The organism is Enterobacter sp. RHBSTW-00994 (genome assembly GCF_013782625.1).
In the GTDB taxonomy this organism is placed as follows: Bacteria; Pseudomonadota; Gammaproteobacteria; order Enterobacterales; family Enterobacteriaceae; genus Enterobacter.
Window position 1 is genome coordinate 3,091,252 of the sequence record NZ_CP056199.1, and the last position, 21,165, is coordinate 3,112,416.

The 21,165-nt window shown below is 54.8% G+C and carries 15 protein-coding genes; 8 read left to right on the top strand and 7 right to left on the bottom strand.

What is annotated here, in order from left to right; genetic code table 11:
• Positions 1-183 precede the first annotated feature (183 nt).
• From HV346_RS14915 to baeR, 6 genes are read left to right on the top strand one after another with little or no spacing between them, the layout of a single operon-like run.
• Positions 184-1,437 carry an MdtA/MuxA family multidrug efflux RND transporter periplasmic adaptor subunit gene (locus HV346_RS14915; RefSeq protein WP_181620078.1) on the top strand — a complete coding sequence of 418 codons (1,254 nt, stop codon included), beginning with the start codon at positions 184-186 and terminating at the stop codon, positions 1,435-1,437.
• Complete coding sequence (locus HV346_RS14920; protein ID WP_181620079.1) at positions 1,437-4,559, top strand: MdtB/MuxB family multidrug efflux RND transporter permease subunit; 3,123 nt, start codon at positions 1,437-1,439, stop codon at positions 4,557-4,559. The genes HV346_RS14915 and HV346_RS14920 overlap by 1 nt, the downstream gene beginning before the upstream one ends.
• Positions 4,560-7,637: a multidrug efflux RND transporter permease subunit MdtC gene (gene mdtC / locus HV346_RS14925; protein WP_181620080.1), complete on the top strand. Its 3,078-nt coding sequence runs from the start codon at positions 4,560-4,562 to the stop codon at positions 7,635-7,637.
• On the top strand, positions 7,638-9,053 hold the full coding sequence (locus tag HV346_RS14930; protein WP_181620081.1) for an MFS transporter: 1,416 nt from the start codon (positions 7,638-7,640) through the stop codon (positions 9,051-9,053). It abuts the gene before it with no gap.
• Complete coding sequence (gene baeS, locus HV346_RS14935; RefSeq protein WP_181620082.1) at positions 9,050-10,453, top strand: two-component system sensor histidine kinase BaeS; 1,404 nt, start codon at positions 9,050-9,052, stop codon at positions 10,451-10,453. The genes HV346_RS14930 and baeS overlap by 4 nt, the downstream gene beginning before the upstream one ends.
• On the top strand, positions 10,450-11,172 hold the full coding sequence (gene baeR / locus HV346_RS14940; RefSeq protein WP_181620083.1) for a two-component system response regulator BaeR: 723 nt from the start codon (positions 10,450-10,452) through the stop codon (positions 11,170-11,172). The genes baeS and baeR overlap by 4 nt, the downstream gene beginning before the upstream one ends.
• Before the next feature lie 93 nt (positions 11,173-11,265).
• Here baeR and HV346_RS14945 read toward each other — a convergent pair whose 3' ends face one another.
• On the bottom strand, positions 11,266-11,802 hold the full coding sequence (locus tag HV346_RS14945; RefSeq protein ID WP_181620084.1) for a hypothetical protein: 537 nt from the start codon (positions 11,800-11,802) through the stop codon (positions 11,266-11,268).
• 314 nt (positions 11,803-12,116) lie between these two features.
• On the opposite strand from HV346_RS14945, the gene yegQ reads away from it, so the two are divergent.
• Positions 12,117-13,478: a tRNA 5-hydroxyuridine modification protein YegQ gene (gene yegQ / locus HV346_RS14950; protein WP_181620085.1), complete on the top strand. Its 1,362-nt coding sequence runs from the start codon at positions 12,117-12,119 to the stop codon at positions 13,476-13,478.
• Between the two features lie 247 nt (positions 13,479-13,725).
• The gene (gene yegS / locus HV346_RS14955) at positions 13,726-14,625 is read left to right on the top strand and encodes a lipid kinase YegS (RefSeq protein WP_181620086.1); all 900 of its coding nucleotides are present in this window, start codon (positions 13,726-13,728) and stop codon (positions 14,623-14,625) included.
• On the opposite strand, the gene HV346_RS14960 is transcribed toward yegS, so the two are convergent.
• The 6 genes from HV346_RS14960 to HV346_RS14985 are packed head-to-tail and all read right to left on the bottom strand — an operon-like array spanning position 14,622 to position 20,983.
• Positions 14,622-15,395, bottom strand: coding sequence for an ABC transporter ATP-binding protein (locus HV346_RS14960; RefSeq protein ID WP_181620087.1), 774 nt, complete (start codon positions 15,393-15,395; stop codon positions 14,622-14,624). The genes yegS and HV346_RS14960 overlap by 4 nt on opposite strands.
• A 9-nt stretch (positions 15,396-15,404) precedes the next feature.
• A complete protein-coding gene (locus HV346_RS14965) occupies positions 15,405-16,268 on the bottom strand; it encodes an ABC transporter ATP-binding protein (RefSeq protein WP_181620088.1) in 864 nt (287 codons plus the stop codon).
• Positions 16,240-17,145: an ABC transporter permease gene (locus HV346_RS14970; protein ID WP_181620089.1), complete on the bottom strand. Its 906-nt coding sequence runs from the start codon at positions 17,143-17,145 to the stop codon at positions 16,240-16,242. The genes HV346_RS14965 and HV346_RS14970 overlap by 29 nt, the downstream gene beginning before the upstream one ends.
• Positions 17,142-18,179, bottom strand: a complete 1,038-nt coding sequence (locus tag HV346_RS14975; RefSeq protein ID WP_181620090.1) for an ABC transporter permease — start codon at positions 18,177-18,179, stop codon at positions 17,142-17,144. The genes HV346_RS14970 and HV346_RS14975 overlap by 4 nt, the downstream gene beginning before the upstream one ends.
• Positions 18,176-19,792 carry an ABC transporter substrate-binding protein gene (locus tag HV346_RS14980; protein WP_181620091.1) on the bottom strand — a complete coding sequence of 539 codons (1,617 nt, stop codon included), beginning with the start codon at positions 19,790-19,792 and terminating at the stop codon, positions 18,176-18,178. Before HV346_RS14980 ends, HV346_RS14975 begins: the two co-directional genes overlap by 4 nt.
• Before the next feature lie 36 nt (positions 19,793-19,828).
• Positions 19,829-20,983 carry a mandelate racemase family protein gene (locus tag HV346_RS14985; protein WP_181620092.1) on the bottom strand — a complete coding sequence of 385 codons (1,155 nt, stop codon included), beginning with the start codon at positions 20,981-20,983 and terminating at the stop codon, positions 19,829-19,831.
• Positions 20,984-21,165: the final 182 nt, after the last annotated feature.

Consider the following 21,165-nt stretch of genomic DNA (forward strand, 5'->3'; position numbering starts at 1 on the left):
CCCAGCGCGCTCCCTCGGGGAGACTGAGAACACACTAAAAACGGCAACTGACGTTGCCGTTTTGCTTTTAGCCCCATTCAGACAATTCCAGACAGTGTTCCATATTTCCTCCATTTTTCTGCTCTCTCTCCTGACTAAACTAGTATCATTCCCCGAAGTGTTTCAGGATGAGAACGTATAACGATGAAAGGCCGTAATAAATCCCGCTGGGCAATCGCCGCTGGCATCATTGTGGTGGTCATTGCCGCCGCCTGGTACTGGCACAGTCAATCCTCGGACTCAGCCGCCCCCACAGGAGCCAGCAATCAATCACAACGCCCAACTGGCGGCGGTAGCGGTCGTCACGGTATGCGTAATGGGCCTCTGGCTCCGGTTCAGGCGGCGACAGCAGTTAATAAAGCCGTTCCTCGTTATCTCTCGGGCCTCGGAACTATCACAGCGGCGAATACCGTGACGGTACGTAGCCGTGTGGACGGTCAGTTGATGTCCATTCACTTCCAGGAGGGTCAGCAGGTTAAAGCCGGTGATTTACTGGCAGAAATTGACCCGAGCCAGTTTAAAGTCACGCTTGCCCAGGCACAGGGGCAGCTCGCAAAAGACAAGGCCACGCTTGCCAATGCACAACGTGATTTAGCCCGCTATCAACAACTGGTTAAAACTAATCTCGTCTCACGTCAGGAGCTGGATACCCAACAATCACTGGTCAGCGAGACGCTGGGCACGATCAAAGCCGATGAAGCATCCGTTGCCAGCGCACAGTTACAACTCGACTGGAGCAGAATTACCGCCCCAATTGACGGGCGTGTGGGTCTGAAACAGGTCGATATCGGTAACCAAATCTCCAGCGGTGACACCACAGGTATTGTTGTCATAACCCAGACCCACCCTATCGACTTAGTCTTTACCCTGCCAGAGAGTGATATCGCCACCGTCGTGCAGGCGCAAAAAACCGGACAAGCCCTGGTTGTCGAAGCCTGGGATCGGACCAACAAGCAAAAACTGAGCGAAGGCAAACTGCTCAGTCTTGATAACCAGATTGATGCGACCACCGGCACAATCAAGCTGAAGGCTCGTTTTAACAACCAGGACGATGCGTTATTCCCGAACCAGTTTGTCAACGCCCGGATGCTGGTTGCGACCGAAGAAAATGCCGTGGTGATCCCTACCGCCGCCCTGCAAATGGGCAATGAAGGTAACTTCGTCTGGGCGCTGAACAGCGACAATAAGGTCAGCAAACATCTGGTCAAAACTGGAATTCAGGACAGCCAGACTGTTGTGATAAGCGCAGGACTTTCCGCAGGCGATCGCGTCGTCACCGACGGCATTGACCGCCTGACTGAAGGCGCCAAAGTCGAGGTGGTTGAAGCGCACAGCAGTACGGCGCCGGGTGAGCAACCCGCAAAACGCCAGCATGCTAAACAGGGAGCAAACTCCTGATGCAGGTGTTACCACCGAGCTCTACAGGTGGGCCATCACGCCTGTTTATCATGCGCCCTGTCGCCACGACCTTGTTGATGGTGGCTATCCTGCTCGCCGGGATGATTGGCTACCGCTTTTTACCCGTTTCGGCGCTGCCAGAAGTGGACTATCCGACGATTCAGGTCATCACCCTCTATCCGGGTGCGAGTCCGGATGTCGTCACCTCCGCCATTACCGCCCCACTGGAACGCCAGTTTGGTCAGATGTCGGGCCTGAAGCAGATGTCTTCACAGAGTTCCGGCGGCGCATCCGTCGTCACGCTACAATTCCAGCTTACGCTATCGCTGGATGTGGCCGAACAAGAAGTCCAGGCAGCAATCAATGCGGCCACGAATCTGCTGCCTTCCGATCTGCCAAACCCACCGGTCTACAGCAAAGTCAACCCGGCGGACCCGCCCATCATGACCCTGTCCGTTACCTCATCGGCCATTCCGATGACACAGGTTGAGGACATGGTTGAAACGCGTGTGGCGCAGAAGATTTCTCAGGTGTCTGGCGTCGGCCTGGTTACGCTGGCGGGCGGGCAACGTCCCGCTGTTCGAGTGAAGCTCAATGCTCAGGCGATTGCTTCACTGGGCTTAACCAGTGAAACCATCCGTACAGCCATCAGCAATGCCAACGTGAACTCGGCGAAAGGCTCGCTTGATGGCCCGACGCGTGCCGTCACGCTTTCGGCAAACGATCAGATGCAATCCGCCGATGAATACCGTCAACTGATTGTGGCCTACCAGAATGGCGCGCCCATCCGTCTGGGTGATATTGCCACCGTTGAGCAAGGGGCAGAAAACAGCTGGCTTGGCGCATGGGCCAACAAACAGCAGGCCATCGTGATGAACGTTCAGCGCCAGCCAGGTGCGAACATCATTGAAACTGCGGACAGCATTCGAACCATGCTGCCGCAGCTTATCGAAAGCCTGCCGAAGTCGGTCAGCGTGAAAGTGCTTTCTGACCGCACCACCAACATCCGGGCCTCCGTTTCCGATACACAGTTTGAGCTCGTGCTGGCGATTGCGCTGGTCGTCATGATTATCTACCTGTTCCTGCGTAACGTTCCGGCAACCATTATTCCCGCCGTTGCCGTTCCACTTTCGCTGGTCGGGACCTTCGCCGTCATGGTGTTCCTCGATTTCTCGATCAATAACCTGACACTCATGGCGCTAACCATCGCGACCGGTTTTGTGGTCGATGATGCCATCGTGGTAATCGAGAACATCTCGCGCTACATCGAAAAAGGGGAAAAACCGCTGGCCGCAGCGCTGAAAGGCGCAGGAGAGATCGGTTTTACCATTATCTCCCTGACCTTCTCGTTGATTGCCGTGCTGATCCCTTTGCTGTTTATGGGCGATATTGTGGGCCGCCTGTTCCGCGAGTTCGCAGTGACTTTGGCGGTAGCGATTCTGATATCCGCGATAGTCTCGTTGACGCTGACGCCAATGATGTGCGCCCGCATGCTCAGCCATGAGTCTCTGCGTAAGCAGAACCGCTTCTCCCGCGCGTCTGAGCGACTGTTTGAGCGCATCATTGCCGCCTACGGTCACGTCCTGGCGAAAGTCCTTAATCATCCGTGGGCAACACTCAGCGTCGCACTGGGGACACTGGCTCTGAGTGTGATGCTGTGGATTTTTATTCCAAAAGGATTCTTCCCGATTCAGGACAACGGCATCATCCAGGGGACGCTTCAGGCCCCACAATCGGTGTCATTCGCCAGCATGGCCCAGCGCCAGCAACAGGTGTCGGAAATCATCATGAAAGATCCGGCGGTCGAAAGCCTGACGTCATTCGTGGGTGTCGACGGGACGAATCCGTCGCTGAACAGCGCGCGCCTGCAAATCAATTTAAAACCCCTAAGCGACCGTGATGACCGCGTACAGACGGTGATTGACCGTCTGCAAAATGATGTGGCGCGCGTGCCAGGCGTCGAGTTGTATCTCCAGCCGATTCAGGATCTAACCATTGATACTCAGGTGAGCCGCACGCAGTACCAGTTCACGCTACAGGCTACGTCCCTTGAGGCACTTAGCACCTGGGTTCCGCAACTGGTTGATAAACTGAAAACGCTGCCACAACTCTCTGATGTTAGTAGCGACTGGCAGGACAAGGGGCTGGCAGCATACGTGAACGTTAACCGCGACAGCGCCAGCCGCCTGGGCATTACGATGGCGGATGTCGATAACGCCTTGTACAACGCGTTTGGACAGCGCCTGATCTCAACCATCTACACTCAGGCGAACCAATATCGGGTGGTGCTGGAACACAATACCGATAGTACGCCGGGACTTGCCGCGCTGGACACGGTGCGTCTAACCAGCAGCAGCGGCGGCATTGTGCCATTAAGCGCAATTGCGAATGTCGAAGAGCGCTATACACCGCTATCGATAAACCATCTGGATCAGTTCCCGTCTACGACGATCTCCTTCAATGTGCCAGACGCGTATTCACTGGGTGAAGCCGTCGAATCGATTCTGACGGCGGAAAAAAGCCTGAATTTCCCGTCGGATATTCAGACCCAATTCCAGGGCAGCACGCTGGCGTTCCAGGCCGCACTGGGCAACACCATCTGGCTGATTGTGGCCGCTGTCGTGGCGATGTATATCGTGCTCGGCGTGCTGTATGAAAGCTTCATTCACCCTATTACCATCCTCTCTACCCTGCCAACTGCAGGTGTCGGTGCACTACTTGCGTTGATGCTGGCGGGCAGCGAGCTGGATGTGATAGCGATCATCGGGATCATCCTGCTTATCGGGATCGTGAAGAAAAACGCCATCATGATGATCGACTTTGCCCTTGCTGCTGAACGTGAGCAAGGCATGTCGCCGCGTGATGCCATTTTCCAGGCCTGCCTGCTGCGTTTCCGTCCGATTCTGATGACCACGCTCGCCGCCCTTCTCGGCGCATTACCGCTGATGCTGAGTACCGGGGTCGGCGCGGAGTTACGTCGCCCATTAGGTATCGGCATGGTTGGCGGTCTGCTGGTCAGCCAGGTCTTGACCTTATTCACGACGCCCGTGATTTACCTGCTGTTTGACAGTCTGGCACTGTGGTCAAAGAACCGTTTCCCGAAACGTGAAGAGGAGGCGTAAGTGAAGTTTTTTGCCCTCTTCATTTACCGCCCGGTGGCAACGATCTTAATTTCACTTGCCATCACCCTGTGCGGCATTCTTGGCTTCCGGCTGTTGCCGGTTGCCCCTTTGCCGCAGGTGGATTTCCCGGTAATTATGATCAGCGCCTCGCTGCCTGGCGCATCGCCGGAAACCATGGCGTCGTCAGTGGCGACACCGCTGGAACGTTCGCTTGGGCGTATCGCCGGGGTCAACGAAATGACCTCCAGTAGTTCGCTGGGCAGTACGCGGATCATCCTGGAGTTCAGCTTCGACCGGGACATTAACGGTGCGGCACGCGACGTTCAGGCAGCAATTAACGCCGCGCAAAGCTTGTTGCCCAGCGGGATGCCTGGCCGTCCAACCTATCGCAAAGCGAATCCGTCCGATGCGCCAATCATGATCCTGACGCTCATCTCGGATACCTACTCTCAGGGGCAGCTATACGATTTCGCCTCCACGCAGCTGGCACAAACTATTTCCCAGATTGATGGCGTAGGAGATGTGGATGTGGGCGGTAGCTCCCTGCCCGCTGTGCGTGTTGACCTGAACCCGCAGGCGCTGTTCAACCAGGGTGTATCACTGGATGACGTGCGCACTGCCATCAGTAATGCCAACGTGCGCAAACCGCAGGGAGCCATTGAAGACGCCAGCCATCGCTGGCAGGTTCAAACCAACGATGAGCTGAAAACCGCGACGGAATACCAGCCACTGATTATTCACTACAACAACGGTGCAGCGGTACGGCTCAGCGACGTCGCCAACGTGACCGACTCGGTACAGGACGTCCGTAATGCCGGGATGACCAACGCCAAACCGGCCATTTTGCTGATGATTCGCAAATTGCCGGAAGCCAACATTATCGAGACGGTAAACCGTATTCGTGCCCGTCTGCCTGAATTGCAGGAAACTATCCCGGCGGCCATTGATTTGCAGATCGCCCAGGACCGTTCCCCAACGATCCGCGCCTCGCTCGAAGAGGTGGAGCAGACGCTGATCATCTCCGTCGCGCTGGTGATTCTGGTGGTGTTTCTGTTTCTGCGTTCCGGACGCGCCACGCTTATCCCGGCGGTGGCGGTTCCGGTGTCCCTGATTGGGACATTCGCGGCCATGTATCTGTGCGGGTTTAGCCTGAATAACCTGTCGCTGATGGCACTGACCATCGCGACCGGATTTGTGGTCGATGATGCCATCGTAGTGCTGGAAAATATCTCTCGCCACCTTGAAGCCGGGATGAAACCCTTACAAGCCGCGCTTCAGGGGACACGCGAGGTCGGCTTCACAGTGCTGTCCATGAGCCTGTCGCTGGTGGCGGTATTCCTGCCGTTGTTGCTGATGGGCGGGCTCCCGGGCCGACTGTTACGCGAATTCGCCGTGACACTTTCCGTCGCCATAGGCATTTCACTCATCATCTCCCTGACGCTGACGCCGATGATGTGTGGCTGGATGCTAAAACGGAGCAAACCACACTCACAGCCTCGGCGAAAAGGTTTTGGTCGCTTCCTGATGGCTATGCAGGAGAGCTACGGCAGATCGCTGAAATGGGTGTTGAACCATACCCGGCTTGTCGGTCTGGTGCTGACAGGCACAATCGTGCTCAACGTGTGGATGTATATCACCATCCCGAAAACCTTCTTCCCGGAACAAGACACCGGCGTACTGATGGGTGGCATCCAGGCTGACCAGAGCATTTCATTCCAGGCGATGCGCGGTAAATTGCAGGACTTTATGAAAATTATTCGTGAAGATCCTGCGGTGGATAACGTCACCGGATTTACCGGCGGTTCGCGGGTAAATAGCGGAATGATGTTCATCACCCTGAAAGCACGCGACGTACGCAACGAAACTGCACAGCAGGTCATTGACCGTCTGCGCAGCAAGCTTGCCAAAGAACCGGGCGCGAATCTGTTTTTGATGGCCGTTCAGGATATCCGTGTGGGTGGACGCCAGGCCAACGCCAGCTATCAGTACACACTGCTCTCTGACGACCTGGCCGCGTTGCGCGAATGGGAGCCGAAGATCCGCAAGGCGCTAGCCGCATTGCCTGAGCTGGCAGACGTGAACTCCGATCAGCAGGATAACGGTGCGGAAATGGATCTGACCTACGATCGCGAAACCATGTCGCGGTTAGGCATTAACGTCGAAGCGGCTAACAGCCTGCTCAATAATGCATTTGGTCAGCGGGAAATATCCACCATCTACCAGCCAATGAACCAGTACAAGGTGGTGATGGAAGTTGATCCGCGTTACACCCAGGATATCAGCGCGCTGGATAAGATGTTTGTCATCAACAGCGACGGTAAGGCCATTCCGCTGTCGTATTTTGCCCGTTGGCAGCCTGCAAACGCGCCGCTATCGGTCAACCATCAGGGGTTGTCGGCGGCATCAACTATTTCGTTTAACCTGCCAACCGGCTCATCGCTGTCAGAAGCCAGTGATGCGATCAACCGCAGCATGACCCAGCTCGGCGTGCCGTCCACTGTGCGCGGCAGCTTCGCCGGAACCGCTCAGGTCTTCCAGGAGACGATGAACTCGCAGGTGATACTGATCCTCGCCGCCATCGCGACGGTCTATATTGTGCTGGGGGTGCTGTATGAAAGTTATGTCCATCCGCTGACCATTCTCTCTACACTGCCGTCGGCAGGTGTAGGCGCATTGCTGGCGCTGGAGCTGTTCGGTGCGCCCTTTAGCCTCATCGCCCTGATTGGGATCATGCTTCTCATCGGCATTGTGAAGAAAAATGCCATCATGATGGTCGACTTTGCGCTCGACGCACAGCGAAACGGTAACCTGACGCCGGAAGAGGCCATTTTCCAGGCGTGCCAACTGCGTTTTCGTCCGATCATGATGACCACGCTGGCGGCGTTGTTTGGCGCACTTCCTCTGGTTATTTCAGGTGGCGATGGCTCTGAGCTGCGTCAACCGCTGGGGATAACCATTGTCGGCGGCTTAGTCATGAGTCAGCTATTGACGCTCTACACCACGCCGGTGGTCTATCTCTTTTTCGACCGCCTGCGGGTGCGTTTTTCGCGTAAACACAGAGATACGGTAAATGGGTAAATGACAGACCTCCCGAAAAACGTCCGCTGGCAGTTATGGATTGTCGCCTTCGGCTTCTTTATGCAGTCGCTGGATACGACCATTGTGAATACTGCCCTCCCCTCGATGGCGAAAAGTCTGGGAGAGAGTCCGCTGCATATGCACATGGTGATTGTCTCCTATGTGCTGACCGTCGCCGTGATGCTGCCTGCCAGCGGCTGGATGGCGGATAAAGTGGGCGTGAGGAATATTTTTTTTACTGCCATCGTGCTGTTCACTATAGGGTCGCTGTTTTGCGCTCAGGCCAATACGCTCAATGAACTGGTGATGGCTCGCGTCCTGCAAGGCGTCGGCGGCGCGATGATGGTTCCCGTCGGACGACTGACGGTGATGAAGATCGTCCCGCGCGAGCAATACATGGCAGCGATGACCTTTGTCACGCTGCCAGGCCAGGTTGGCCCCTTGCTTGGCCCTGCGCTGGGCGGGGTGTTGGTCGAGTACGCCTCCTGGCACTGGATCTTTTTAATCAACCTGCCTGTGGGGATTGTTGGGGCTATTGCTACGCTGATGCTCATGCCGAATTACACCATGCAGACGCGGCGTTTTGATTTCATCGGCTTCATTCTGCTGGCCGCCGGAATGGCAACACTCACGCTGGCGCTCGACGGCCAAAAGGGGCTGGGCATTTCGTCCCTGACGCTGGGTATTCTGGTCGTCCTCGGTATCACCGCAATCCTGTGGTATCTATGGCATGCCAGAGATAACGAGCAAGCCCTCTTCAGCCTGTCATTGTTCAGAAATTCAACCTACCGGCTGGGTCTTTTCGGCAGCTTTGCCGGGCGGGTGGGCAGCGGCATGTTACCGTTCATGACCCCGGTCTTTTTACAGATTGGTATGGGTTTCTCACCCTTCCACGCAGGTTTAATGATGATCCCGATGGTACTCGGCAGTATGGGGATGAAGCGTATTGTGGTGCAGGTCGTGAACCGCTTTGGCTACCGTCACGTACTGGTGGCCGCCACGCTTGGCCTGGCAGTAGTCAGCCTGCTGTTTATGACCGTGGCATTAATGGGCTGGTACTACGCGCTTCCGCTGGTGCTTTTTTGCCAGGGCATTATCAATTCCATGCGCTTCTCTTCCATGAACACGCTGACGCTGAAAGATCTGCCGGATGAACTGGCCAGCAGTGGCAACAGCTTGTTATCGATGGTTATGCAACTCTCCATGAGCGTCGGTGTAACGGTGGCAGGCCTGCTGCTGGGTATGTATGGACAACACCATCTCAGCGTCGATACCCCCGTCGCGCATCAGGTCTTTTTGTATACCTATCTCAGCATGGCGGTGATCATCGCCCTGCCCGCGCTCATCTTCGCCAGAGTGCCGGATGATACCAGTAAGAACGTCGTTATCCGACGTGGCAAAAGGAGTGCACCATGAAGTTCTGGCGTCCCGGTATTACCGGCAAGCTCTTTGTCGCGATTTTTACCACCTGCATTGTCCTGTTGATCACCATGCACTGGGCCGTGCGTGTTAGCTTCGAGCGCGGTTTTATTGATTACATCAAACACGGAAACGAGCAGCGTTTACAGGGGCTGAGCGATGCCCTGAGCGAGCAATACGCCCTTCACGGCAACTGGCGTTTCCTGCGCAACAACGATCGTTTCGTGTTCCAGATCCTGCGTTCGCTTGAGCACGATAATGACGATGACCGTCCTGGCCCTGGCATGCCACCTCACGGCTGGCGTACGCAGTTCTGGGTGGTCGATCAGGATAAAAAAGTGCTGGTCGGTCCACGCGCCCCTGTTCCTCCGGATGGTATGCGTCGGGCCATCATGTTCAATAATGTCAGCGTAGGTTGGGTGATTGCGTCGCCGGTTGAGCGGCTGACACGTAACACCGACATCAACTTCGACAGGCAGCAGCGTCAGACCAGTTGGTTGATTGTCGCCCTCTCCACACTGCTCGCCGCACTCGCTACCTTCCCACTGGCACGCGGCCTGCTCGCGCCAGTCAAGCGGCTGGTGGAAGGTACACATAAACTGGCAGCCGGTGATTTCTCTACTCGCGTGGACACCCGCAGCCAGGATGAACTGGGCAGGCTGGCGCAAGACTTTAACCAGCTCGCCAGTACACTGGAAAAAAACCAGCAGATGCGCCGTGATTTTATGGCCGATATTTCGCACGAGCTCCGTACTCCGCTGGCGGTACTCCGTGGCGAACTGGAGGCTATTCAGGATGGCGTACGCCAGTTCACACCGGAGTCGGTGGCGTCACTTCAGGCTGAAGTGGGTACGCTCACCAAGCTGGTGAACGACCTGCATCAGCTTTCCATGTCCGACGAAGGGGCACTGGCCTACCAAAAAGCCCCTGTTGATGTGATCAACATTCTGGAAGTCACCACAGGCGCATTCCGTGAACGCTTTTCCAGCCGTAACCTGAAAATTGAGCTCTCCCTGCCGGACAGCGCTGTGGTGTTTGGCGATCGCGACCGTCTGACGCAGCTCTTCAATAATTTACTGGAGAACAGCCTGCGCTATACCGACAGCGGTGGCGCGTTGTACATTTCTGGCAGGCTGGAAGCCAGCCGTTTTGCGCTGACGTTTGCCGACAGTTCTCCCGGGGTGCAGGACACGCAGCTTGAAAAATTGTTCGAGCGTTTTTATCGTACCGAAGGTTCACGTAACCGCGCCAGCGGCGGTTCCGGGCTGGGGCTGGCCATTTGCGTCAACATTGTCGAAGCGCATAACGGTACAATCCGCGCCGCTCATTCGCCTTTTGGCGGGGTTAGCATTACAGTAGAGTTACCGCTGGAACGCGATTTATCGAGAGAAGCATGACCGAGTTACCCATTGATGAAAACACGCCACGTATTCTGATCGTGGAGGACGAGCCTAAACTTGGGCAGTTATTAATCGACTATTTACGCGCGGCAAGTTACGCCCCTACGCTTATCAGCCACGGCGACAAGGTTCTTCCTTATGTTCGCCAGACGCCACCCGCGCTGATATTGCTGGATTTGATGCTGCCCGGCACTGACGGCCTGACCCTGTGCCGCGAGATCCGCCGTTTTTCCGATGTCCCGATCGTGATGGTGACAGCCAAAATCGAAGAGATCGACCGTCTGCTGGGTCTTGAGATTGGCGCAGACGATTACATCTGTAAACCATATAGCCCACGCGAGGTGGTCGCACGCGTGAAAACGATCCTGCGTCGCTGCAAACCGCAGCGAGAATTGCAGGTACTGGATGCAGAAAGCCCGCTGATCGTTGACGAAAGCCGCTTTCAGGCCAGTTGGCGCAGCAAATTATTGGATCTCACCCCTGCTGAATTTCGCTTGCTCAAAACGCTCTCCCACGAGCCAGGGAAAGTGTTCTCGCGCGAACAACTGCTGAACCATCTTTATGATGATTACCGGGTCGTCACTGACCGCACTATCGATAGCCATATCAAAAATCTGCGTCGTAAACTGGAGGCACTCGATGCCGACCAGTCGTTTATTCGCGCAGTGTATGGCGTAGGTTATCGATGGGAAGCGGATGCATGCAGGATTGCGTGATAATATCGGACTAAAAACGAATGTCACCTGCCAAGGGTGACATTATGTGAATTTACTCTTCAGAAACAATACCGTTCTCCCTAAAAGGGAACATTATTGATAGTTTGGATTAAATGTTTTTGGTACATAAGCAACGATGTTATCGCCGAAGAGTTTACACTCTGATTCTTTCTCACCGGGGTTAATAATGAGATGTTGAATGTCTGAATTATTTAATTTTGCCCTAAATCCTTTACAATCAGCATTTGTCAGTTTGGTCATAACCACCAAATAATCTTTTTCACCGTAGTATGACAAGTAAATGTTATCAGGTAAGTTGATACTTTTTTTGCGAGCCTCTTCATAAAACACTTTCTCCTTCTGTTTCAATATATCTGGGGTGGCATTTCTGTATGGCCCGACGATAGAATCGTAAAGCTTATACACTGTAGCATTTGTATAAATACCAGAAACCATCTCAGCCACCTTCTTATGATGTTCAACTTCTTCGATAGCTTCTTTAAATTCGAGCCCTTTATTTAGCGTTTCAAGAGCCGAAAGACCAAGATTAACAGGCCCCGCCGCCATGACTACATGACAATTAATCAAAAGTGACGCCGCAATTACCACTTTACATGCTGATTTTAGCATAATTTTATGTTCCCTCGTTTTCACACCCACCAAAAATAGTAGCAAAGGTGTTTACTGAATATAATTTGAGAACAGAGTTAAACATATATTAATAAATTTAAAAAGGATGAGATTTTTTATTTTTAACTGTCACCGACCATTGTTCATTGATTAATCGCAAGGCTTTCAGAGCGCATTCAAGAGCCAATTGAACTATCAAAAGGTTTACCTCCCCGCCCCTCAGCGCTACAATGCCCGCCCTTAAAGTATGGGATCTCCCCTGACGCTGCACCTGGTGCTAGCGGATCTGACCTGTCATCAGAACGAGAACAAACATGTTTAAACCGGAACTCCTCTCCCCGGCGGGAACGCTGCAAAATATGCGTTACGCTTTCGCTTATGGTGCTGACGCGGTATACGCGGGCCAACCGCGCTACTCGCTGCGCGTGCGCAACAACGAATTCAACCACGAGAATCTGCAACTTGGCATCAATGAAGCGCATGCCCTGGGCAAAAAATTCTATGTGGTCGTTAACATCGCACCGCACAACGCCAAGCTGAAAACGTTCATTCGTGACCTGAAACCCGTTGTGGATATGGGGCCGGATGCGCTGATCATGTCAGACCCTGGTTTAATCATGCTGGTTCGGGAGAACTTCCCTGACATGGACATTCACCTCTCGGTACAGGCAAACGCCGTGAACTGGGCAACCGTGAAATTCTGGAAACAGATGGGGCTGACCCGTGTGATCCTGTCGCGTGAACTGTCACTCGAAGAGATCGAGGAAATCCGCACTCAGGTTCCGGATATGGAGCTTGAAATCTTCGTTCACGGTGCACTGTGCATGGCCTATTCAGGCCGCTGCCTGCTCTCAGGCTATATCAATAAACGCGACCCGAACCAGGGAACCTGCACCAACGCCTGCCGCTGGGAATATAACGTTCAGGAAGGCAAAGAGGACGATATCGGTAATATCGTCCACAAACACGAGCCGATCCCGGTGAAGAACGTTGAACCGACGCTCGGTATCGGCGAGCCGACTGACAGCGTATTTATGATTGAAGAAGCAAAACGTCCGGGCGAGTACATGACAGCCTTTGAAGACGAGCATGGCACGTACATCATGAACTCGAAAGATCTGCGCGCCATCGCTCACGTTGAGCGCCTGACGCAAATGGGCGTGCATTCCCTGAAAATCGAAGGCCGTACCAAATCCTATTACTACTGCGCTCGTACCGCGCAGGTCTATCGTAAGGCGATCGACGATGCCGCTGCCGGTAAACCGTTCGATACCAGCCTGCTGGAGACGCTGGAAGGTCTGGCCCATCGCGGTTACACCGAAGGTTTTCTGCGCCGCCATACCCACGACGATTACCAGAACTATGAACACGGTTATTCAGTCTCTGAACGTCAGCAGTTTGTCGGTGATTTTACGGGCGCACGCAAAGGTGATCTGGCAGCCGTTGCCGTCAAAAACAAATTCACCAAAGGTGACAGCCTGGAACTGATGACCCCTCAGGGCAACATCAACTTCCGTCTGGAACATCTGGAAAACGGTAAAGGTGAAGCCATTACCGTCGCACCAGGAGACGGTCATACGGTCTGGTTGCCGGTTCCTGAAGAAGTGGATCTGGAATTTGCGCTGCTGATGCGCAATTTCGAAGGCGAAAACACCCGTAATCCACACAGTAAATAGTTCATTGCAGGTATTTTTTCAGTCCAGGATGATTCTTAGAATCGGATCACATACCGTTCCGTTCAATACGGGTATTATCCATCTCGCTGAAAAACATAACCCATAAATGCTAGCTGTACCAGGAACCACCTCCTTAGCCTGCGTAATCTCCCTTACGCAGGCTGATTTTTTCCTTTCATCCTCTTCTTAACCGCTTTTCCTCTCCCTGAGATACACTCTTGATAACGTATAAAAAGGGAGCATCACAATGGCGACATATCCGGATAGTTTACTGATCCTCAACGGCAAGAGTGCCGGCAACGATATTCTGCGCCAGGCGATTGCTGACCTGCGCGATCAAGGGGCACGCATCCATGTCCGCGTCACATGGGAAAAAGGCGATGCAGCTCGCTATCTTGATGAAGCGTGCCATCTGGGGGTTGAAACCGTTATCTCCGGTGGCGGCGATGGAACCATCAATGAAATCGCCACCGCACTTATTCACCTGAATGCCCCGGTTCGTCCTGCATTAGGCATTTTGCCGCTCGGTACGGCGAATGATTTTGCCACCAGCGTGGGTATTCCTGACGATCTCAGCAAAGCACTTCAACTCGCTATCGCCGGGAAAGCAACTGCCGTGGACATTGCTCAGGTGAACGATAAAACCTGCTTTATCAACATGGCCACAGGTGGTTTTGGTACGCGCATCACCAGCGAAACGCCGGAAAAACTCAAAGCCGCTCTGGGTGGCGTCTCCTACTTTATTCATGGCCTGATGCGGATGGACACCCTGAAACCCGATCGCTGCGAAATCCACGGCGACGATTTTCACTGGCAAGGTGACGCGCTGGTGATCGGAATTGGCAATGGTCGCCAGGCCGGAGGGGGCCAACAATTATGCCCGGATGCACTGATCAACGACGGCTTATTGCAACTGCGCATTTTTACCGGAGAAGAGTTGCTTCCCGCCCTGTTCAACACATTGACCAGGCCGGAGCAAAACCCCAATCTGATCGATGGTCAGTCAGCCTGGTTCGAAGTAAGCGCCCCACACAGCATGACCTTTAACCTGGATGGGGAGCCACTCAGCGGGAAACATTTTCGTATTGCGGTGTTACCCGGCGCACTAAGCTGCCGCCTGCCGCCGGATTGCCCGTTGCTGCGCTAATACGCCGCCACCTCCCGCGCCATCTCCCGGCTGTACTGCTGGCTGGCATTCACCAGCATTTGCGTATAGCCGGTTTTGGCGTGCCCGGCAACCAAATCGTCGACGGTTAAGGTTTCCAGAATTTTACCGTATTGCATAACGGCCACCTTTTGGCACAGATGCGCAATCACCCCCAGATCGTGCGTGACCATCAGATAGGTAAGATTCGATTCACGCTGGAGTTCGGCAAGCAGGTTAAGGATCTCCGCCTGCACCGATACATCAAGCGCCGAGGTCGGCTCATCCAGCAACAATACCTGCGGCTCCAGAATCAGCGCCCGGGCAATCGCCACACGCTGACGCTGCCCACCGGAAAGTTGATGTGGATAGCGATCGCGAAACGCCCGGTTCAGCCCGACTCTGTCCAGTAACGAATGGATACGTCGCTCCCGGTCATTCATTCCGTGAATTTGCAGTGGCTCTTCCAGAATGTCACCAATGGTATGGCGCGGATGGAGCGAACCGTAGGGATCCTGAAACACCATCTGCACACCACGACACCGAGCCTGACTGATACGCTTTTCCAGCGGTTTACCGTCAATTGCCAACGTGCCTTCCCAGTGAGTAAAGAGTCCGGCCAGACATTTCAGCACCGTGGTTTTACCCGATCCGGATTCCCCCACCAGGCCATAAATCTCCCCTTCCCGGACCCTAATGTTCACATCGTCCAGCACCTGATTACGCTTCTCACCTTCGCCAAAGGCCAGGTTGAGGTGTTTAATCTCGATCATCTCAGCTCCTCACTCGGTGAGCCAGTTTGCCTGGCGTTGCAACACGGGCAATACGGGACGGCGGTGATTCAGTTCCGGCAACGCGCTGATTAACCCTTGAGTGTAGGGATGCTTCGCGTTATGTAGGTCGCACGCGGCGATAGACTCCACCACTCGTCCGGCATACATCACCAGCACCCGATCGCAAAAACTGCGCACCAGGTTAATGTCGTGGCTGATAAAGATCAGCCCCAGACCACGCGACAGCACCAGATCGTCCAGTAGCCCCAGCACCTGTAAACGCACCGACACGTCCAGCGCCGAGGTAGGTTCATCAGCAATCACCAGTTCAGGGTCGGTGATCAGCATCATGGCGATCATGATGCGCTGCCCCTGCCCACCGGAAATCTCGTGCGGATAAAGGTGATAGACGCGTTCCGGCTGGCGGATACGCACCACGTCAAGCATCTCCAGTACTTTGGCTTTTGCCTCTGCCTTACGCCCTGGATGATGGGTGAGCCAGGCTTCAGCAATCTGATCCCCGACACACACCACCGGGTTGAGCGAGTATTTCGGGTCCTGCATGATCATCGAGATACGTTTGCCGCGAATACCGCGCATTTGCGCCTCGCTGACGGTACGCAAATCAACATCACCAAACTGCATTCGTGTGGCACTGATTCGGGCCCTGGCCGGATGCAGGCGCAGCAGCGCTCGCCCGACGGTCGATTTACCGGAACCCGATTCACCGACAATAGCCAGCTTCTCGCGTCCGAGCTGGAAAGAGACGCCACGTACGGCGTTGGTCACCGCACCGCCGTTGATAAAATCGACGTGGAGGTCGCGCACATCAAGCAAAGGCGCATTATTCGCTGCGAGGATCGAGGATGTCACGTAGGCCATCTCCTAAGAAGTTAAACGCCAGGCTGTTAATCAGGATCGCCAGCCCCGGAATAGTCACGACCCACCAGCACTCCATCATGTAGGTGCGACCGCTTGAGATCATCGCGCCCCACTCCGGCTCTGGCGGCTGAGCACCGAGTCCCAGAAAACCGAGCCCGGCGGCAGTCAGGATGATCCCGGCCATGTTCATAGTGATGCGGATAATCACCGACGGCAGGCACAGCGGCACAATGTGTCGCCACAACACGCGTACTGGTGACGCTCCCTGCAAGCGCACAGCGGAGATAAAATCGGCCTGGCGCAGAGAGAGCGTTTCCGCTCGCGCCAGTCGCGCAATCGGCGGCCAGGCGGTGAGCGTAATGGCAATCACCACATGTTCAAGCCCAGGGCCCAGCGCGGCGACAAACGCCAGTGCCAGCACCAGGCTTGGGAAGGAGATAAAAATGTCTGTTACGCGCATCAGCACCGCATCAACTTTGCCGCCGAAATACCCGGCGGTTACGCCCAGCAACAATCCCAGTGGTCCAACGGTGACGGAGACCAGTAGCACGATATAGAGGGTGATACGCGAGCCGTACACGAGGCGGCTAAAGATATCGCGGCCAAACTCGTCCGTACCGAACCAGTGTCGCGCGTTCGGAGCAACCAGCGCACTATTCAGGTCCTGCACCAGCGGGTTATACGGTGCAATGAGCGGTGCAAAGGCGGCGACAATCAGCAGCAGCAAAATGATACCGCCACCTATCGCCGTGAGTGGGTTGCGCGCCATTTTGCCGACAAACCCGGCAGCACGCGATGCTGCCCGTTTAAAACGCTGGCGGCCTTCAGAGTGACGCGTTCCCAGCGGGCTATCCAGAGAAACGGTCATGATTTCGTCCTCGGGTCAAAGAGTTGATACAGCATGTCGGAGAGCAGGTTGAGCATCACAAAGATCATCCCCACCAGCAGTACACAGCCCATCACGGCATTCATATCCCCCAACAACAAACTACCGGTAAGATAGGAGCCAAAGCCCGGCCAGGAAAAGACGGTTTCAATCAGCACTGCCCCTTCCAGCAGCGAGCCGTAAGCCAGCGCAACGACCGTCAGAAGCTGGACGAGGATGTTGCGAAACGCGTGATTCCAGATCACCTGACGCTCGGTTAAGCCCTTAACACGCGCGGTGATGATGAACTCCTGCGACAACTGCGCCAGCATAAAGCTGCGGGTCATACGGCTGATGTAGGCCAGCGAATGGAAACCGAGCAGCGAGGCCGGCAATACCAGGTGGTTAATCGCATTCCAGAACACAGCGCTGTTCCCGGCCAGCAGTGCATCGACGGTCATCAGCCCGGTACGACGCGGCACAAGCCCGTCCAGACCCAGATCCAGTCTTCCGGCGCCCCCTACCCAGCCAAGCCAGGCGTAAAACAGCAATAGCCCCATCATGCCAACCCAGAAGATCGGTGTGGAATATCCCGCAAGGCTGATAATGCGCACTACGTAATCGGAAAAACTGTTCCGACGCGCAGCGGCCAGAACCCCCAGCGGAATACCAAGACCTGCCCCGACGATAATCGCCATCGTCGCCAGTTCCAGCGTCGCCGGGAAGACCCGCAGAATGTCATCCGTCACCGGCTTACCGGTTAACAATGCACTCCCCAGATCGCCATGCAGCAGGTTATTAAGGTAAATACCAAACTGGGTCAGCAGCGACTGATCGAAACCCAGCTGGTGATAGACCTGCTGATAGGTACTGTGATCGGCATCCGGGCCAACAATCGCCAGCACCGGATCGACCGGCATCACGCGACCGATAAAAAAGGTCAGCAGCAGCAGGCCAAAAAGCGTCACCAGTACCTGAGTGAACCGCTTCGAGAAGCGGCGTGTACGGGAGTTGGGAGAGAAAATCGCCACACTCATTTGTCACCTCCAGTTTTATACACATCGCGCAGGAATGTGGTGGCTGACGGGTGCGACTGGAAGTTTTTCACGTCGTTACGCACGACCACGGAATCGACCATCTGCGATAGTGGGATCATCGCCGGGATCAGTTCGTCATACCGCACCTGAATTTGCTGGTAGTCGGCAATCTGTTTTTTGGGATCGCGCTCCAGCAGGGCTTTATCGATCATCTCGTTGAGCGGTTTATCGTAAAAGCTGGTGCGCCAGCCCTGGAAGTTGGTGAGCCGGGCGTCATCGCTGTTATCCGGGTTATAGACCAGCGCGCGCAGGCTGGAGTGCGGATGCGGCTCGACGCCACTGCCGCCGCGCCCAACCAGCATATCGAACTTGCGCTCGCGCATTGCGCCGTAGATCTGATTCCCTGTCCCGGTGATGATTTTGGCGTTAATCCCGGCCTGCATCAGCGTGGACTGTACGGCAATGGCAATGTTGAGAAAGGGTTGATCCGCCAACACCCGCAATGTGGTATCAAATCCATTCGGGTAACCCGCTTCCGCCAGCAGTTTTTTGGCGCGGGGGAGATCAAGCGTGTAGCCTGGGTCCGGCAGCGTGGAGGGCATTCCCGCCTTAATTGGACGCTGGTGCAACACACCATAACCCGGCATCAACGCTTTGTTGATCCCCTGATAATCGATCAGATAACGCACCGCTTCGCGCACTTTGGGGTTGGCAAAGTGGGCTTCCTTCATGCTCATCGCAACGTAATACACCGTTCCTTTTTGTACAGCCTCGACGGTAAGTTGCGGGTCTTTACGCAGGGCGTTGATGTCCGCCACCGCCATGTTGTTCGCGATGTCGAGATCGCCTTTTTCAATCATCAGGCGCAGAGTTTGCGACTCCTGAAAATGGCGCAATACCACGCGGCTCATCTTCGGCTCTTCTCGCCAGTAGTGCGGATTACGCTGCATACGCAACACATCTTTTGCCTGCCAGGTGTCGAGCATGAACGGGCCGGAACCGGCTTCGTTGGTGGTGAGCCAGCGGTTTCCCCAGTCATTGTTCACTTCATGGGTTTGTACCGTTTTACTGTCCAGCACGCCCAGATTACCCAGAGCGCCGAGGGAGTAGATCACCAGTTGCGGGTCATTGGCTTTGGGCAACACAATCTGCACCGTGTAGGCATCCGGGGCGCTGATCTGCTTATCGATGTTTTTCTTGCTGAAACCGTAGGATTTCCATACCGATGCCTGGGCCAGATTGAGGTGCAGCAAACGCCGCATCGACCAGACCACGTCGTCTGCCGTCAGCGGATGGCCGGAATGAAATGTCACATCATCACGCAGGTGGAAAGTCAGGGTTTTGCCATCGGGGGCAATATCCCAGGACTTCGCCAGTGCGGGCCTGACGTTGGTGAGTTCGTTCGGATCAAGCTCTACCAGTGAATCGTAGAGATTCACCACAATGCCAACCACTTCGTTACCGGTCATTGCTGCCGGATCGAGAGTCAGCAAGTTGTTCATATTCATACCGATGATGAGCTGGTCGGGCGGCGTTTTTGCGTACGCCGCACCGCTCCCCATCATCAGCGAGAGCGCGAGTAAACACGCTCCCGTGAGGGAGTTTTTCTTCATCTGTGTATACCGTGTAGGGTGAGGTATCGTTATAGGTCAGTCGTGGCTGACGGTATTGTTTTCGATATACGCAAAATTGATGTCTTCGCCGAGACCCGGACGGTCCGGCAAACTGACCATGCCGTTTTCATCCATCGGATCAATAAGGCTGTGGAGATACGCCGCCGGTTCATCATAATCCAGGAACGGATGCAGCAGCCCGCGCTCATACCAGCGGCAGTTTTTGATCGCGCCAATCACAGCCAGGCTCGCCGCACCGTTACCATGGACTTCGCAGTCCATACCGAACGACTCCGCCAGGTTTGCCACTTTCAGTGTGGGTGAAATTCCGCCCACGCCGTTAGCACCAGCACGCAGGATGTCGCATGCCCCCGCTTTTACCCAGTCGGCGCGGCTGTGGTGTTTCCCGCCCAGGCTCTCTGGCCCGATGATCGGAATCGACAGATTTTCCGCCAGCCATGCGTAAGAAGCCATGCTCTCTTCTTCCATCGGCTCTTCGAACCACGCGAAGTTAAGCTTTTCGAGTTCCTTGCCGATGTACAGCGCTTCCGTCCGGCTGTACCAGTGATAGCCGTCAATCATCAGATCGATATCAGGCCCTACAGCTTCGCGCACGGCTGCGCAGGCTTTAACGTCCATTTTAGGATTGGGCGCGAATGAAACAGGCGGCATCCAGGTGTGGAGTTTGATCGCTTTATAGCCCCGCGCCACCAGTTTTTCGGCAAAGCGGGCATATTCATCCGGCGTGGAAAGCCCCCCAGGCAAATCGTCGCCACACATGGTACTGCCGTAGGCGGGTACGGTGTCACGAAAACCGCCGAGCAGCTTCCAGACAGGTATATTGAGTTTACGGCCAATCAGATCCCACAACGCCTGTTCAACAAATGACAGCGCACGTTCTGTCAGTTGATGGGCGCTACCCCGTTGCCAGTGCGCCAGATCCTGCCAGATACGCTCGCGATTAAATGCATCCTGCCCCACCAGCACTTTACGAAAGAAGGTGTTCACGACGAAGGGACGCACCACTTCCGGTGGAGCGAACGAATACCCTTTTGTGCCATCGTCTGCAGTAATGCTCAGCATCGCCATTTTAGCCATGCTCTCTGGCCCCGGATGTGAATGCCCGGCGCTGTCGGACACCCGGCGCGTCGGATACTGGAAGACGGTGACATTTACAGATTCTATTTTCATTATCAGTCCTTAACACTACAGAGGTTCAGAGCGACTTTGTATTTTGAAAAGCTGTTTCGAAAGTAACTTTAAGCGCAAAATTCGTCCGCTGCCTTAGACAAATTCCGCTAAGCATCGACCATTTTTTGTGCATATGCACGGCATGAAGTGACAGTTTTCACAAAAGGATAAGGAACTGTGAA

Bases quoted from the DNA above. Each gene is read 5' to 3' on its own strand.
- HV346_RS14915 (WP_181620078.1), top strand. From the start codon at position 184: ATGAAAGGCCGTAATAAATCCCGCTGGGCAATCGCCGCTGGCATCATT.
- HV346_RS14920 (WP_181620079.1), top strand. From the start codon at position 1,437: ATGCAGGTGTTACCACCGAGCTCTACAGGTGGGCCATCACGCCTGTTT.
- HV346_RS14930 (WP_181620081.1), top strand. From the start codon at position 7,638: ATGACAGACCTCCCGAAAAACGTCCGCTGGCAGTTATGGATTGTCGCC.
- baeS (WP_181620082.1), top strand. From the start codon at position 9,050: ATGAAGTTCTGGCGTCCCGGTATTACCGGCAAGCTCTTTGTCGCGATT.
- baeR (WP_181620083.1), top strand. From the start codon at position 10,450: ATGACCGAGTTACCCATTGATGAAAACACGCCACGTATTCTGATCGTG.
- HV346_RS14945 (WP_181620084.1), bottom strand. From the start codon at position 11,802: ATGCTAAAATCAGCATGTAAAGTGGTAATTGCGGCGTCACTTTTGATT.
- yegQ (WP_181620085.1), top strand. From the start codon at position 12,117: ATGTTTAAACCGGAACTCCTCTCCCCGGCGGGAACGCTGCAAAATATG.
- yegS (WP_181620086.1), top strand. From the start codon at position 13,726: ATGGCGACATATCCGGATAGTTTACTGATCCTCAACGGCAAGAGTGCC.
- HV346_RS14960 (WP_181620087.1), bottom strand. From the start codon at position 15,395: ATGATCGAGATTAAACACCTCAACCTGGCCTTTGGCGAAGGTGAGAAG.
- HV346_RS14970 (WP_181620089.1), bottom strand. From the start codon at position 17,145: ATGACCGTTTCTCTGGATAGCCCGCTGGGAACGCGTCACTCTGAAGGC.
- HV346_RS14975 (WP_181620090.1), bottom strand. From the start codon at position 18,179: ATGAGTGTGGCGATTTTCTCTCCCAACTCCCGTACACGCCGCTTCTCG.
- HV346_RS14980 (WP_181620091.1), bottom strand. From the start codon at position 19,792: ATGAAGAAAAACTCCCTCACGGGAGCGTGTTTACTCGCGCTCTCGCTG.
- HV346_RS14985 (WP_181620092.1), bottom strand. From the start codon at position 20,983: ATGAAAATAGAATCTGTAAATGTCACCGTCTTCCAGTATCCGACGCGC.